General features: G+C 55.8%; 14 protein-coding genes. 6 read left to right on the forward strand and 8 right to left on the reverse strand.

The window, feature by feature from the left end:
* Nucleotides 1-935 precede the first annotated feature (935 nt).
* A complete protein-coding gene (locus M3223_RS17190; RefSeq protein WP_251563922.1) occupies nucleotides 936-2,546 on the reverse strand; it encodes a 2-isopropylmalate synthase in 1,611 nt (536 codons plus the stop codon).
* Between the two features lie 1,149 nt (nucleotides 2,547-3,695).
* On the opposite strand from M3223_RS17190, the gene M3223_RS17195 reads away from it, so the two are divergent.
* The 4 genes from M3223_RS17195 to M3223_RS17210 all read left to right on the forward strand — a co-directional run bounded on the left by M3223_RS17195 (nucleotide 3,696) and on the right by M3223_RS17210 (nucleotide 7,191).
* Nucleotides 3,696-4,124, forward strand: coding sequence for a hypothetical protein (locus tag M3223_RS17195; protein ID WP_251563775.1), 429 nt, complete (start codon nucleotides 3,696-3,698; stop codon nucleotides 4,122-4,124).
* Nucleotides 4,121-5,284, forward strand: coding sequence for a phosphodiester glycosidase family protein (locus M3223_RS17200; protein WP_353057712.1), 1,164 nt, complete (start codon nucleotides 4,121-4,123; stop codon nucleotides 5,282-5,284). Before M3223_RS17195 ends, M3223_RS17200 begins: the two co-directional genes overlap by 4 nt.
* A gap of 159 nt (nucleotides 5,285-5,443) precedes the next feature.
* Nucleotides 5,444-6,358: a helix-turn-helix transcriptional regulator gene (locus M3223_RS17205; RefSeq protein ID WP_251563777.1), complete on the forward strand. Its 915-nt coding sequence runs from the start codon at nucleotides 5,444-5,446 to the stop codon at nucleotides 6,356-6,358.
* Between the two features lie 2 nt (nucleotides 6,359-6,360).
* Nucleotides 6,361-7,191 carry an NAD(P)H-binding protein gene (locus tag M3223_RS17210; RefSeq protein WP_251563779.1) on the forward strand — a complete coding sequence of 277 codons (831 nt, stop codon included), beginning with the start codon at nucleotides 6,361-6,363 and terminating at the stop codon, nucleotides 7,189-7,191.
* Between the two features lie 103 nt (nucleotides 7,192-7,294).
* On the opposite strand, the gene tsaD is transcribed toward M3223_RS17210, so the two are convergent.
* The 7 genes from tsaD to M3223_RS24660 all read right to left on the reverse strand — a co-directional run bounded on the left by tsaD (nucleotide 7,295) and on the right by M3223_RS24660 (nucleotide 12,484).
* Nucleotides 7,295-8,350, reverse strand: a complete 1,056-nt coding sequence (gene tsaD / locus M3223_RS17215) for a tRNA (adenosine(37)-N6)-threonylcarbamoyltransferase complex transferase subunit TsaD (RefSeq protein ID WP_251563781.1) — start codon at nucleotides 8,348-8,350, stop codon at nucleotides 7,295-7,297.
* Nucleotides 8,347-8,862, reverse strand: coding sequence for a ribosomal protein S18-alanine N-acetyltransferase (gene rimI / locus M3223_RS17220; protein ID WP_251563784.1), 516 nt, complete (start codon nucleotides 8,860-8,862; stop codon nucleotides 8,347-8,349). Before rimI ends, tsaD begins: the two co-directional genes overlap by 4 nt.
* A 4-nt stretch (nucleotides 8,863-8,866) precedes the next feature.
* On the reverse strand, nucleotides 8,867-10,021 hold the full coding sequence (gene tsaB / locus M3223_RS17225) for a tRNA (adenosine(37)-N6)-threonylcarbamoyltransferase complex dimerization subunit type 1 TsaB (protein WP_251563786.1): 1,155 nt from the start codon (nucleotides 10,019-10,021) through the stop codon (nucleotides 8,867-8,869).
* Entirely contained in the window at nucleotides 10,018-10,512 is a 495-nt protein-coding gene (gene tsaE, locus M3223_RS17230; RefSeq protein ID WP_251563927.1) for a tRNA (adenosine(37)-N6)-threonylcarbamoyltransferase complex ATPase subunit type 1 TsaE, read from the reverse strand. Before tsaE ends, tsaB begins: the two co-directional genes overlap by 4 nt.
* Before the next feature lie 211 nt (nucleotides 10,513-10,723).
* A complete protein-coding gene (locus tag M3223_RS17235) occupies nucleotides 10,724-11,599 on the reverse strand; it encodes a YitT family protein (RefSeq protein WP_251563788.1) in 876 nt (291 codons plus the stop codon).
* 470 nt (nucleotides 11,600-12,069) lie between these two features.
* Nucleotides 12,070-12,267 carry an H-type small acid-soluble spore protein gene (locus tag M3223_RS17240; protein WP_251563790.1) on the reverse strand — a complete coding sequence of 66 codons (198 nt, stop codon included), beginning with the start codon at nucleotides 12,265-12,267 and terminating at the stop codon, nucleotides 12,070-12,072.
* A gap of 31 nt (nucleotides 12,268-12,298) precedes the next feature.
* Complete coding sequence (locus M3223_RS24660) at nucleotides 12,299-12,484, reverse strand: hypothetical protein (RefSeq protein WP_251563929.1); 186 nt, start codon at nucleotides 12,482-12,484, stop codon at nucleotides 12,299-12,301.
* A gap of 380 nt (nucleotides 12,485-12,864) precedes the next feature.
* On the opposite strand from M3223_RS24660, the gene M3223_RS17250 reads away from it, so the two are divergent.
* Together M3223_RS17250 and M3223_RS17255 are read left to right on the forward strand one after the other, a co-directional pair.
* The gene (locus tag M3223_RS17250) at nucleotides 12,865-13,773 is read left to right on the forward strand and encodes a Ku protein (RefSeq protein ID WP_251563791.1); all 909 of its coding nucleotides are present in this window, start codon (nucleotides 12,865-12,867) and stop codon (nucleotides 13,771-13,773) included.
* Nucleotides 13,774-14,940 carry a hypothetical protein gene (locus M3223_RS17255; RefSeq protein ID WP_251563793.1) on the forward strand — a complete coding sequence of 389 codons (1,167 nt, stop codon included), beginning with the start codon at nucleotides 13,774-13,776 and terminating at the stop codon, nucleotides 14,938-14,940. It abuts the gene before it with no gap.
* Nucleotides 14,941-15,022: the final 82 nt, after the last annotated feature.

Here is a 15,022-nt window from a genome sequence, read left to right on the forward strand (position 1 = left end):
TTACGACGCTCACTTTGCCGGGGTCCGGCTCTCGTAAGGTCATCAAACGACCTTACGACGCTCGCTTTGCCGGGTTCCGGCTCTCGTAAGGGCGTCAAACGACCTTACGACGCCCACTTTGCCGGGTTTCGGCTCCCGTAAGGTCGTCAAACGACCTTACGAGGCTCACTTTGCCGGGGTCCGGCTCCCGTAAGGGCGTCAAACGACCTTACCGCGCCCGGGTTGCCGGGTTCCGGCTCTCGTAAGGTCGTCGCTCATGGCACAACCTCATTTTGGCAACCTTATATCAACTTTTGACTTGACTTTAAACGACTTCTCGTTATACAATATTCCGTATTGATTAACCCGCCTATTCCCCTTCTTAAAGGAACCGAGCTATTACCCCTGGTTCCGCCGTTACTTGATTCCCATTGATTAGCCTTATGAATGATTCTGATTCACACTGGCGCGGTCTTCGGAGCCGCAAGGACGGAAGAGAGGTAGGGCTTCCGTTGTTTTAGAATGCCGATTAGCCGAGCTAAACGTTCGGGCTCACGGCGCAGAAGGGCAACACCAAGCAGGACATGATTAGTCTGTAGGTTAAGGATAAGAAGCAGGAATATCCGTCTTGGCGAATGCACATCGGGCTTGCGAGCAGCAAGCGCATCGTTTCAAGCATGGGTCAATCATATCGCTGATTAAATTCCGGTGCCCGAGGCACCGCGTTCAGCGCAGCAAACTACGACTTCACCGCAAAAGAAGTCAAAAAAACACTCAAAAAGAAGGCCTTCCGCCGCAGCTGCATGCAGCCGGCAGAGGGCCTTCGTCCATTTCTCCCTAGTTTTCCACAGGGTTGTCAACAAGCAGTGAATAATTTTCAGTTTTTTCTAAAGATTAACGGTATTAAACAATCCCATTACAGCGCCTTTTGTCGAACTTTGAACAGGAAATGAATGTTATTCACCGATTTTATCCACATTATCCACAGTTTCATCTACATTTTTATTCACATGGCTGCCGAGAATCGCTGCATTGCAAGCAGCGACATACGCCTCTGCGGCAGCAAGCACGATATCCGCATGGATAGACGTGCCGCGATACCGCTCGCCGTTCATCAGGACGGAGACGACCGCTTCGCCATGCGCATTCTCGCCTGTGGACAATGAGTGCAGCTCCAAGTCCTCCAGCTCTGACGCATGCGGAATTCCTTGTCGAATGCAGCTGACAACTGCCTCTAACGGCCCGTCTCCCTCGGCAGTGAATACTGCCTCTTTGCCGGAGGAATCGCGCAATGCGACGGTTGCCTTCCGCACGCTGCAACTGCCAGCCAGCACCTGCAAATCGGTCAGCACATAAGGATCGGGCTGCGTGTCCGTTTGTTCGCCGGCGATGCGGATCAGCTGCTCGTCGGTGACGATTTTCTGCGCGTCAGCCTTCTCCTTAAACGCGGCATAAACAGCATCCAATTGGGCGTTATCCAGCTCAATGCCGAATTCCGACAGACGGTGCTTGATCGCATGACGCCCTGAATGTTTGCCGAGCACGATCATGCTCCGTGGAATGCCCATCGCTTCCGGGTCCATAATTTCATAAGTGCTGCGGTTTTTGAGCAGCCCGTCTTGATGAATCCCGGATTCATGCTGGAAAGCATTACGTCCGACGATCGGTTTATTAAAGGCGATTGGAAAATGCATCATTCGGCTGACCAACCGCGACGTTTCAAAAATCTCTTTCTGGCGGATTCCCGTCTGGACGCCGATTACCGATGCCCGCGTGTCCAAAATCATCGCCAGCTCCTCCAGCGAACAGTTGCCCGCGCGCTCGCCGATGCCGTTGACCGTTACCTCGACCTGTGAAGCTCCGGCTCGTACCGCTGCCAGGCTGTTCGCCGCCGCCATTCCAAGATCGTCGTGGCAATGAGCGCTGTATCTTACGGTCTCCCCGCCTCTTGCTCCACGGCGGACGGAGGTGAACATATGCGTAATTTCTTCGGGCAGCGCGTATCCGAGCGTATCCGGCAAATTAATGATCGTTGCTCCTTCGGCAATCGCCGCCTCCGTAAGCTCCGTCAGAAAATCCAAATCAGCGCGGGTAGCGTCCATAGCCGAGAACTCAATCTCCTCGACAAACTGTTTGCCATAGGCGATAACCTCTCTGGCGCGAGCGACCACTTCAGCCCGGCTCATTCGCAGCTGATACTGCAGATGAATGTCCGATGCGCTGATGAAAATATGCAGCCGCCGCTTCGCCGCATCCTGTGTCGCTTTCACGGCAGCGTCGATATCCCCTGTAACGGCTCGGGCGAAACCAGCGATTTCTACCGTCTGGAGCTCACGGGAAATGCGTTCAATTGCAGCGAATTCGCCCGGACTGGATACGGCAAAACCCGGTTCAATGACGTCAACTCCAAGCCGGGCCAGCTGTCTGGCGATGATGATTTTGCGTTCTGGCGCAATTGCCGCCCCCGGCGATTGCTCTCCATCGCGCAGCGTCGTATCGAAAATTTGAATTTTGCGTGCGCCGGCTGCTGGCGAGCCGTTCGGTTGTGATGCTGTGTTGATGTCCATTTGGTTTTGGTCCGTTTTGCTCATAGTATTCCCTCCATTAAATTCGGTTTTTATTAAGCTTATTGGCACAAAAAAACCTGCCGTCTCACGCAAAGGTTTCCCTTTGCAAGAGACGACAGGCTGAAAGCCTTGCCGCGGTACCACTCTTGTTGCCCGCCCTTGCAATGGATTCCGGGGATAAAGTGAAGGCATCCTTTACCCAGGAATCCGCTCCAAGACGGACCCGCTCTGCTCCCCCCGCTATCAGCTGCCCTTTTTAGGACAGACCACAGCAAGGCGAAGTCCCGATGACGGAGGACAACCGTAACGAAGTATTCGCAGACTAACTCTGCTTTCCACCGTTCCGCTCCCAGGCGAGTTACAGTTCGTCCTTGGCTGCGTCGCACCACCCCGCAGCTCTCTGCATGACCGGACGGAGCTGTTGCTCCTGTTCTCAGCGTTTCATCTATTAGACCCGACGGCAGTGGCAGTCGGGCAAATGAATCGGCAAATGGCGACGTCTCGCCCCAGCGGTTGGTATGATGCATGCCTGGTTCAGCCAGAGATTGGTTTCCGCAACAACTCAGCTGCGCAAAAAAAGCCTGCCGTCTCACGCAAAGGTTTCCCTCTGCAAGAGACGACAGGCTGTGCCCGCGCGGTACCACTCTTGTTGGCGTTCTGCGAAGAAGCGCCCTCTTAGCCGCAGCTGATGTTCAAAGTCCGGACTGTGAACATCAGCTGCGTGGCCGTAACGGGGCCGTCCGTACCGCCCTGACGTCTTATCCGCTGCCGCTTTCAGCCTTCGAGGCCGGTGCGCGTGCAACCCAATATGACGATTCAGGCGATCCGCTCCCAGGTGAGCTTCGGTTGTCCTTCGGCTGCGTCGCACCTTCCCGCAGCTCTCTGATTCGGCCCCTCAGGAGCCATTGACCCGGACTTAATCCTACTGTTCCTGTTCTGCGCGTTTAAGCATGATCGATTCCATCCAACTGTTGAAACGACTATACGCCAGCCTCCTGCAGCATGTCAAGCCTGCTTTGCTGCTGCCAAAGATGACCATACGTCAACGATATGGTAGAATAAGTGATTCATAGGAAACGGACGCAACTTATTCCATTCCTATATCGTCTAAGCTAGAGCGCAAGACCGCATGAGAGGTGATTTTTCAACATGAATACTGAAACCCGCGCTGTTCATCCGGCATCATCGGATGCGTCTGTCCCCCGCCGCACCGCCAAACGTTCTCCACTGCCGTTTCTTATCGCCTGGATCGTTATTATTGCTGCCGGAGTTTCCGGAGCCTGGTTATATACGCAGCATCTTCAAAAGCAGCTAACGCAGCAAATTCAGCAGCAAACGAACCAGCAGATCGCGCAGATGCAGTCCGAATACAACGCCCGTTTGGAAAAGCTGGAAAGCACTTACGCCAGCGATATGGCTGCGCTGCAAAGCAAGGTCAACAGCCTTAATGAGCTGCTCGCCTTCAACCGCGACAATGCCAGCAGCAAAACAGACAACAGCAATCAGCTGTTCACGCAGCTGAATGAGGTACAGAAGCAGCTCAACGAGCTGAAAAAAAATATGGAAGTGCTTAAATGAACCAGCACTCCATTCCCGTATCTGCAGGCGTATCAAGCGACGACAAACCGGCAAACCACGGACAAATTCGGCGCTATCGGCTTCCGCTCGATGTCCGGGTCCTCAATCGATGGATGCTGATGGCGACCGCTCCGTTTCTCGGCGCTCTTATTTTTTTAGGATTAAACTCGCCTGAAGTCCGGCTGCCCGGCGCAGCCACCGGCGTTCCCGTAACAGCCGCCGCTAGCGAGTCCGTGTCGAATACAGCCGTAATCGGCGGCTCGCTTGACCAAGCGGCTGTTGTCGCGGGCCAGACGGCCGATTCCATCAAACGCGGGGCTGAACTTTACCGCCAAACGGGCCAGCGCATGAACGCAATCGTTCAGACGGCCCGGGAGCAGAGCCAGAGGCCGCTTATGGTTTACGACCGCCGCATCATGCAGCCGCTTGGAAGCCCTTCAAGGACGATTCAGACGGATCGGCTGACAGCCCAGCTGTTTCCGGTTAAAGCCCAGAATTTTAACGCCTATGCGCTAAAAATCCGGCTGAAAGACAAAAACGCGATGAAGCTTGTGCTCGGTAAAGACAAGCCCGGAAGGGCTGAGACGACGCTCGCCGCCGTCAATCGGTATAAAGCCGTTATCGGGATCAACGGAGGCGGTTATGCGGACGACGGACGCGGCGGACGCTACCCGCTCAGCACGACCGTTGTAGACGGAGAGTATGTGAACGGCTTTGAGCCTTCGTATAAGGATCTCTTTTTTGTCGGGCTCAACCCGGAAGGGAAGCTGATCGGCGGAAAATACAGAAGCCGTGAACAGCTGGAACGGGAGCAGCCGCAATTCGGCGTTTCCTTCGTCCCTGTTCTGATGAATGACGGAATAGCGCAGCCGATTCCTCCCAAATGGCAGCTGAGTCCGGCCCGCGCTCCGCGAACCGTCCTCGCCAATTATAAGGACGACCAGCTGCTCTTCCTTATCGCCGACGGTTATGACGAAAAAGGCAGCTCTGGAGCTACGCTGTCGGAAATGCAGATTTTGCTGTCCCGCTTCAAGGTTGTTGACGCCTACAATCTCGATGGAGGAGGCTCCTCGTCGCTCATTTTTGACGGCCGGGTCGTAAATAAACCTTCGGACAAACGGCTGCGGCCGGTTGCGACGAATTTCCTGTTCTTCTCTTGAGGCTTAAAAGTCCGATCATACAACTTGCACCGAGGCCGCTGCTGCAAAGAGTAAAAAAAGTTCCGCTGCCTTTTTAATCCTGACAACTAAGTTGTCAGGATTTTTAGTCTAGGATAACAAACAGATGACCCGCATTTCATTGACCGAGGAGGGATGCCCGTGAGACTGGATCGTTTGCTTGGGATGACATTGGAACTAATGGCCAAAAAGCGCGTAACGGCTGCGGAGCTAGCCGCCAAGTTCGAGGTTTCAATCCGCACCGTCTACCGTGATGTCGAGCTGATCAATCAGGCCGGTATCCCGGTCGCATCGTTTACTGGCGCGGACGGCGGATTCGAGTTGATGAACGGTTTTTTTCTGACGCGGCAGCACTTCTCTGTGGATGATTTGTCGGTGATCTATACGCTTTTAAAAGCGATGGAAGGAGCGATGGGAAGCGCCGTAACGCCCGCAATGCGGAAGCTGGCCAGCCTAAACCCAGGATTGGCGGACGCTGGAAGCAGCGAAGCCTTCATCCTGAATAGCAGCACATCGGATGACGAGAGAGATATCGTTCAACAGCTTTTTCAGGCAGTCCGTCAATCCCGTGTCGTCGAGCTTGCCTACACAAGCGCATCCGGAACGAAGTCCGAGCGCAGCGTGGAGCCGCTGAATCTGTTGTGGGAAAAAGGCGTCTGGTACTTGGAAGGTTACTGCCGATCGCGCTTGGCGAAGCGATATTTCCGCGTATCGCGTATCGCAAGGCTCGAGTTGTCCGAGGAAATTACTGTTGCCCGAAGTATTCCAAACGAGCCAGAACAGGAACAGGATGAAATTCTGGGAATTCACGCCCATCTTCGCTTCGACCTCTCGGTACGGATGCGCGTACTGGAGCAATTCCCGGGTCAATGCTTGTATCAAGACGATTGTATCGATGTGCATACAACCTTTTACAAGAAAGAGTACGCAACCTCGGTTATTGCCAGTTATGGAACGAACATCGAAATTCTATCGCCGCCTGAACTGCGGGAAGACGTCATCGCCCACATCGATGCCATACGCCAACATTACGCGAAAAAACGAGGAGGAGCTTAAACATGTCGATTTTGGTAGCAGGAGCAACTGGAACGGTTGGACAGCATGTAACGGAATTGCTGCTGCAGCGGGGAATTTCCGTTAGGGCGCTTACGCGCAATCCGGAACGGGCAAAAGGCAGGCTGCCGGAAGGCGTAAAGATCGCGGCAGGCGATCTGATGAAACCTGAGACACTGGATGAAGCCCTGCAAGGGATTGAAGCCATGTTCCTGATTACTTCAAGCGACGAGCCGGATGCCGACCTGAACACGGACCCGCAAGTCATAGCGCTGGCAAAAGCAGCTGGCGTGAAGCGCGTTGTCGTCCTTGTCGGCTATGAGGAAGGTCCAGTTGAGGAAGCGCTGCGGGCCAGCGGCATGCAGTGGACGCTAATTAAGCCGGCCGAATTCATGGCCAATGTGCTGGCGGATTGGCGGCAAACGATCCGCGAGGAAGGCTTCGTACGGGAATTTTACGGGCAGGCGCTAAGCGCGCGCATACATGAAGGAGATATTGCCGCAGTCGCTTCCGAGGCGCTGCTAGAAGACGGCCACCATGAGCAAAGCTATTCGCTGACCGGACCTGAAGCGCTGACGCGCCGGGAAGCGGTGCTCGCGATTGCCGCTGCGATCGGCAAGGACATTGCATTCATCGAGCTGACCGAGGATGAGGCAAAACAGCAATGGCGGGATCAGGGCTACGACGAGGCAAGCGTTGAGTTTTTCGTGCAGATGGCGAAAAATCCTCCGGAGGCCGGTTACACCGTGCTGCCGACCGTTGAGCAGGTACTCGGGCGGCCGGCTCGCTCGTTGGCCGAGTGGGCGGCCGAGCATAAACAAGCGTTTCTGACCTAACAAAAACACCCGCAAGCGGCGATTCCACAAAAGGGAACGCGGCTTGCGGGTGTTTTGCGCCATGCAGGGCGGCGGGGGATGCCATTTACTCGCCCATTCCAACTCAGCTGCTCGCGGAAGGAATCGGCTTGACCGACCATGCTTCCAGCGACAGCCCTGGATCAGCCTTCAAGTCAAGCTCGTTGAACTGGCCGTTTTTCCACTTTAAATGCGCGGCTGCTCCAATCATTGCAGCGTTGTCCGTACAAAGGGAATGCGGCGGAATAAGCAGCGGAAGCCCTGCCGTTTCACACAGCTCCGTCAGCCGCGCGCGCAAGCCGCGGTTAGCCGCCACCCCGCCGCATAACAGCAGCTGGCGAACGCCAAATTCCCGGGCAGCTCTCATCGCTTTGCCGGTGACAACGTCGATGACCGATTCCTGGAAACCGCGTGCGAGCGCCGGCACGTCGAGCGGTTGATTTTTCATATTGGATTGGTTAATTGCCGCGAGCACCGCCGACTTTAAACCGCTGAAGCTGAAATCGTACGAATCCGGCTCCAGCCAGGAGCGCGGCAGCTCAATGACCGAATCCGCCTCGGCGGCAATCCGGTCCACATGCGGCCCCCCAGGGTAGGGGAAATGCAGCGCCCGGGCGACCTTGTCGTACGCTTCGCCAACCGCGTCATCCCTTGTGCGGCCAATGATGCGAAAGACGCCTTCCTCCTCCAGCAGCACCAGCTCCGTATGCCCTCCTGACACGACCAGGGCAAGGCAGGGATATTCCATCTTGTGAACGAGGGCATTGGCGTAAATATGGCCTGCGATATGATGCGTGCCAATGAGCGGCACATTCAGCGCCATTGCCAGGCTCATGCCGGAAACGATGCCGACAAGCAGCGCTCCGACGAGCCCCGGTCCTTGCGTTACCGCAACGGCCGACAGCTCGCGGGGCTGCACGCCAGCTTCTTGCAGCGCCTGCTCGATGATGAGCGTTATGACCTCCACATGTTTGCGCGAGGCAATCTCCGGCACAACGCCGCCGAACAGGCGATGCGTTTCAATTTGACTGGATACGATATTGCTCAAAATTTCCGTGCCGCCGCGGATAACCGCAGCGGATGTTTCGTCACAGCTCGTTTCGATGGCGAGTATTAGAGCTGTGTTCTCGTTAGCGTTCATTGCGCCCTTCCCTTCGCTTCGCCGCGGTCCAGCTCCGCCCACATGATGAGCGCATCCTCGTTGTTGTCCGAGTAGTATCCGGGGCGGATGCCAGAAGGCTCAAAGCCGAATTTGCGATAAAGCGACTGGGCCACCTCGTTGGTGACGCGCACCTCCAGCGTCATACGCGACGCCCCCAGAAATGCGGCAAGCTTTTGCAGCTCAGAGAGCAGCCTCGCCCCCAGCTTCCGTCCCCGGAAGGAGCCGCTGACCGCGATATTGGTAACATGGGCCTCGTCCATGATGAGCCACATGCCGGCATAACCGATAATTTCTCCATTCAGCTGCATGACCATATATCGTGCAAAGTGATTATTCGTCAGCTCATTGATAAAAGCGTCCGACGTCCAGGGAGAAGTGAAGGCCTCATGTTCAATGGCGATGATTGAAGGTATATCCTCCAGCTTCATGGAGCGGAACAGCAGGCCGCCGTCGTCCTCCGACCGCTCCTGCAAAGAGTCAAAGTCCGCCATCGTTCTACGCCTCCCGGGGTTTTTCCAGTAATTTAGCTTCCGCCTCAGCCAGCTGCGTGTAGTTAGGAACAAATCCGTGCGCATCATCAGCTTCACCTCCGGCAAGGCGCCGTCTCCCCAGCCAGGCTACGGAACCCCCGTCCATCGTATGCGGCTGTCTGAAGACAGCAACCTCTAACCGCTTCTCGCTAACCAGCTGCTCCAGCTGCTGGATAGCTGCCTCATGTTTGTCCAAATCTCCTGTGAAAACAAGAGCTTCGGGCCGGTCGGCTGGCTGCACGGCCTCCAACCGCTCGGCCAAAGCGGCCGCCCAAGGCTCCGCCAGCCGCAGCCCGTCTGGCTCCAGCCGGCTCCATGGCGCGTTTAGCGGCAGACTAGCCGCTTGCAGAGGCGCTCCTGCTTGGGCAAGTTGCGCTTCCCCGTTTGCAACGGATGCATCGGAAGCAAACTGAGCTTGGACGTTTGCCGCGGAAGTGTCAGCGGCAAGCGGGGCTTGGACGTTTGCAACGGATGCGACAGCCGCATGCGGCACCTTCCCGCTTGCTGCGGACGCTCCAGCGCCAAGCGGCGCTTGGCCGCTAACTGCCGTCCCGCCGGCGGCAAAAAGCGCCGTGTACACTTGCCCTCGGCGCGCATCAAGCAGCGGCACGACCCAGCTGTTTGGCATCGGCAGCGGCAATGCCGCTCCCGGCGTTTGCTCTGCAGCGGGCTCCCCTGCTACGGAGTCCATATCTGCTATAGCTTCTCCGGCTCTCGCCGTCTGCGCGGCATGCCAAGCGCCAACCGCCAAGCTCTCCAGCGAGGATACGCCGAGCAGCGGCACTCCCCATGTCCAAGCGAGCGTTTTGGCAATAGACGCAGCAATACGGACTCCGGTGTAGGAGCCGGGGCCTTGTCCCGCCGCAATGCCTCCCAGCTGCGAGCCGTCCACGCCGGCCTCCCGCAGCAGCTTGTCCACAGCTGGCACCGCATGCGCGGAATGGTTGCGCTCCGCAGGCGATTGCACGCTGCCGAGCAGCTGCCCCCCGCGCATAAGCGCCGCCGCCAGAACCGGCGTCGACGTATCAAGCGCCAGCATGAGCGTATCGTTATCCGGCTCCAATCCGCCCGGCTGAACCGCAACCTGCTCCGTCAGACGTCCCTTGTCGTCCTCGATCATGCTTTTCCGCCTCCTTCCGGCATACCGGCAAGCTCCCGGCACCAGGCTGAGTAACGGCTGCCCATGCCGCGAAGCGTTATGCTCCTCTGTTCGCCTCCCAGATGAGTTAAGCGAATCTCAAGCCGCTCCTGCGGCAGCAGCTCGGGAATGAGACTCGCCCATTCCACAAGCGACACGCCCTCGCCGTAAAAATAATCGTCCAGCCCAAGCTCATCCGCTTCCGGCGTAGACAACCGGTATACATCCATATGATAAAGCGGCAGCCTGCCGCTTTCATACTCTTTTATAATCGTAAAGGTCGGACTATTAACCACGCCCTTCACGCCGAGTCCTGCGGCAAAAGCCTGCGAAAACCTTGTTTTGCCCGCGCCAAGATCGCCGTCCAGCGTTATGAGCGTGCCAGGCTCAGCGTGCAGGGCCAGCCATTGGGCCAGCTTTACTGTGTCCGCTTCGCTGTCTGCGCTCCATAACACCTCGGCCGTTTCATCCATCATCTGTTCCACCCTGCTCTCTGCCATGCTGCATCCGTTCATGGAAGCTTGTTCCCATTATATCGGCCGCCCTCTGCTGCCGCAACCGGACGACTCTCTTCCCTTTCCACAAGCAAAAAGCCCCGGCTGCGGGCTGTTGCCCGGCCGAGGCTTACTGCCTCCATCCACCCTTGTATTAGAGCGACGGATGTACGATATCGAGTGAAGCTCTTTAGTGGATGTCCCGCTTTTTGAAGCGGCCGCCCTTCACATCATGGATATTGCCTACAGCGAGAAACGCCGCAGAATCCATATCGGTTACGATTGATTTGAGCTTTGCTTCCTCCAGACGGGTGATGACGACAAAAATGACCTTTTTCTCGCCGCCGGTAAAGCCGCCCTCGCCATTGAGGTACGTTACGCCGCGTCCGAGACGGCTCATGATCGCCTCGCCGATGTCCCGGTATTCGTCGCTGATGATCCACGCCGCCTTCGACTCGTCGAAGCCCTCGATGACGATATCAATCATTTTATATGCGATATAGTAAGCAATCAGCGAGTACATCGCCCGGTCCCAGGAGAAGACGAAACCTGCGCTAGTCAAAATGAACAGATTGACGAACATGACAATTTCGCCGACGGAGAACGGAAGCTTTTTGGAAAACAGGATTGCAACGATCTCCGTTCCGTCCAGCGAACCGCCAAAACGAATGACAAGGCCTACGCCCGTGCCAAGCACCATGCCGCCAAAAATGGAAGCAAGGAATTCATCAATGGTCAGCGGATCAACGGAGTGAAGGAGAAACGTTGTCAGAGACATGATGCTAATCCCGTACAGCGTGGAAAGTGCGAACGTTTTGCCGATCTGCTTATATCCGAGAAACAGAAACGGAAGGTTCAAAATGAAGAGAAAAAGTCCGAGCGGTATATCGGTAAGATACGAAAGTATGATGGAAATGCCGGTAATACCGCCGTCAATAATGTTGTTCGGAACGAGAAAAATCTCCAGTCCGACAGCCATCAGAATTGCGCCGATTGTCAGAAAGACAATCCTTTTCACTATCTCAATCATCGGCAGCTTTAAATGCTGTCCATGTGCCGCAGCCATAACCCCTCACTCCCTCTCTATTTATCTATACTTCTAATTATAAAGTAACTTCGAACGAAATTAAAGGATTTTCGACCATTTTAGGCAAAATTTCTCCGCAAAAGTGATTATATCCTCAGTTATTGCTTGTTATGTTCAGTTATCTCGTTTTCTCTCGATTTCTAACAAATTTTCGGAGCTTCAGCTTGTTCTCCTCCACTTTTATATGTATTTTTGGATTTGCATCCTAGACCGGATTCCGGTTAAATGAAACCATGGAGGAGATGCTACAATGTCGAGCAAACGCCAAAAAGCCGCCGCGAAGCAGAAGGCTTCACAGAGGCAGCATGCACTGGATTCAACAAGATTGCTTTGGACACGCAAACCGCAGACGCAAGTAAAACCTAACCGCAAACACGAAGAGCGCCGGTCCTGGTGCCGAAAGGCCAAGGACGACGGCGCTTTTTATTTTAGCTGCTGCTGTGTTCGGCTTAGTTCTCCCGCTCCGGCTTGCCCTCATGCAGCTGATCAACGGATACCGTTTGCGTGTTTTGAGGCGTCGTGCCGACCTGTACGGTAGCCATTCCGTTGGACTCATCCACATTTTCAATCCAGACGGAATGCCCTCCTAAGTGTACGGGGAACATTTCCGACGAGCTGTAAATCTCCATCGCGCGTTTAACGTCCATTCATACTCTCTCCCTTTTCGCTTCACTCATTTTAATCGGCCATTAATTGGCCTTTAATCCGTCCGAGCTGCTCTGAAGGCTCGTTCTCCGGCTCCGCCGGCAGGCCGATATCCTCCCTCAGCATCATCGTATCGGTTGTCGATTCGCCGATATGGCCGTTGTGAATCGTCACTTGGCCTCCGCCAAGCCCTTCGCCAACCATCCGATCGATATCCATTTCGTAATCCACACGCCCGCCATGATCGCCTGTTACGCCGACCCCGGCGTCCGTCACGCTGCGCGCGCCGCCCTGCTCCAGCGAGCCGTCCAGCTCCGTGCTCATTTCTGAGCTCAAATCGGCCAGGCTCTTGTCGTCTCTGGCGCTGGCAAGCATATGCCGGCTGTCCAGCTCCTGCTCCAGCTTGCGGCGGATATCCTCTTCCTTCATGATGCTTCAACCTCCTTTCGCATCGTTCATTCGCGAGTAACGGCTGCATCCAGCCCTAGAACAAATATGCCCGCCCCTTGAGGGCTTCATGCATGGGATGAGCGGCGGCAACACACACTGAAAGCAACGAATACGCCGGTTGCTCCGGCGCAAGGAGGCCTGACGAAACAGTGCATACGGTGTGGAAAGGCGCGATAAGCTTTGGACTGGTCCACGTTCCGGTCAAAATGTTTTCCGCTACGGAAGATAAGGATATTTCGCTGCGAATGCTGCATTCCGTTTGCGGCAGCCCTATTGCCTACGTGCGGGAATGTCCCGTCTGCGACAAAAAAATTGAATGGGACGAAATCGTGAAAGGGTACGAGTACGAAAAAGGCCGCTACGTCACGTTCAGCAAGGAAGAGCTGGAGCAGGTCGCTGGCGAAAAATCCAAAACGATTCAAATTCTCGATTTTGTCGCGCTGGAAGAGATTGATCCGATTTATTTTCAGAAAACATACTATCTGTCCCCGGATCAGGCTGGAGGCGGCGCTTACTCGCTGCTCATGGAGGCAATGAAGCAGTCCGGCAAAATCGGTATTGCAAAAATCTCAATCCGCGCCAAAAGCAGCCTTGCGGCAATCCGCGTGCTGGAGGAAGGCTGTTTGGCGATGGAAACGATCTTTTATCCCGATGAGATCCGTTCCGTGCAGCAGGTGCCGAATTTGCCCGGGGCCGTGGCGGTCAACGAGAAGGAACTGACTATGGCCAAGCTGCTGATTGACCAGCTGTCCACGCCGTTCGAGCCTGAAAAATACACGGACGACTACCGCACCGCCATGCACGATATGATTCAGGGAAAAATTGCCGGAGAAGATGTAACCGTTGCTCCGAGCCAGGAGCCCGGACATGTGCTGGACCTGATGGCTGCGCTGCAGGCAAGCCTCGAATCGGGCAAAGCTCCGGCGGCGCTGCCGATAACTGACCCTGGAACCCCAGCCAGCAAAAAGAAAAAATCGGTTGCTTCTGATGAGGACAAAGCCCCCAAAAAAGCGGTCAAACCGCGCGCCAAAAAGAAAAAGGATATCGGCGCTTCCTAGATGAAAGCTCCGAAAGCAGCTTTTCCGCCTGAGCTTGGCGTTCCGATGGCGCCCGTGAGCGCTGCGAAGCTGCCCGTTGGGGATAATTGGGGTTATCAGCTCAAATGGGACGGCGTCCGGCTGCTGGCTGTTATCGGCAAGGACGGCCGCGTGCTGCTGCTCTCGCGCCAAGGCTTGTTCAAAAACGAAATCTATCCCGAGCTGACAGCATTACTGGAGAGCTGCGCTTTAACGCTCGGTCCCTGTGTGCTCGACGGCGAGCTGATCAGCTGGACGGGAGAGCGTCCCAGCTTTCAGCGCGTGCTGCTGCGCGAGCGGACGCGGGGTTATGGCGGCAGCTCCGTCATGACGGAGCTTCGCCACCCGGATCCCGGAACCGCTCCTTGGCGGGGTGAGGGAATATTTGAAGGCAGTTCCGGCGAACTTGGCGGGGTTGAGCTAGACGGGGGCGAGCTTGGCGAAACTTTGCCCGCTTCAGAAGAACGTCGTAAAAAAGGGGCCTCTACCGGCAGTACACCGCCATCCGGGTTACCTAATGCAGACGGCATTTTTTCGGCTCCACCTGGGCTAGTCTTCGTTCTATTCGATATTCTCCGCCTCGGAGCGGCCGACTTGCGGCCTCTGCCCTATGTGCAGCGTCACAAAGTGCTGTTAAAGATGGGCTCCTTGCTGCCTGCTGGCCTGCTTGTCACCGAGCTATATGTAGACGGGGATGCGTTATGGCGCTGGGTTAAAGCGGTGCGCTGGGAAGGCGTTGTCAGCAAACGGCTTGATTCGACCTACCGCGAGGACAAAAAACACCGGGATTGGCTCAAAACGAAAACCGCGCTGCTCGTAGACGTTGATATCGTTGGTTTAAAGGTACGGGAAGGCCAAACCGCCAGCCTGATAATGAGCCTGGATGGGGATTATTTTGGGAGCGTTTCGCTAGGACTGACCGGGGAAATGCGGACGTTATTGACGTCCCGTTTTGTGCCGGAGGACGCCTTTGCAAACGGCGGCAGCCAATACGGCGAGATGCCTTTTGCCGGGCTGCATCCCGATCTCAAAGGGGAGCGGATCGTGTGGCTGGAGCAGCCGATTCCTTGCACCGTGACGGGGCTGGAAATTACCGAGGCCGGGCAGCTGCGCCACCCGAAGCTGGCCGGCTTCGGCCGCAAAGGTTAACAGGGCGTTGAGCGGGCTACTTAGGCGAGCGCATTTCCGCGCTCCTTAAGGGCGTTTGACGCCCTTATTTCGCTCGCCGAGC

Source organism: Paenibacillus pasadenensis, from assembly GCF_023715725.1.
Lineage (GTDB): Bacteria > Bacillota > Bacilli > Paenibacillales > Paenibacillaceae > Paenibacillus_O > Paenibacillus_O pasadenensis_A.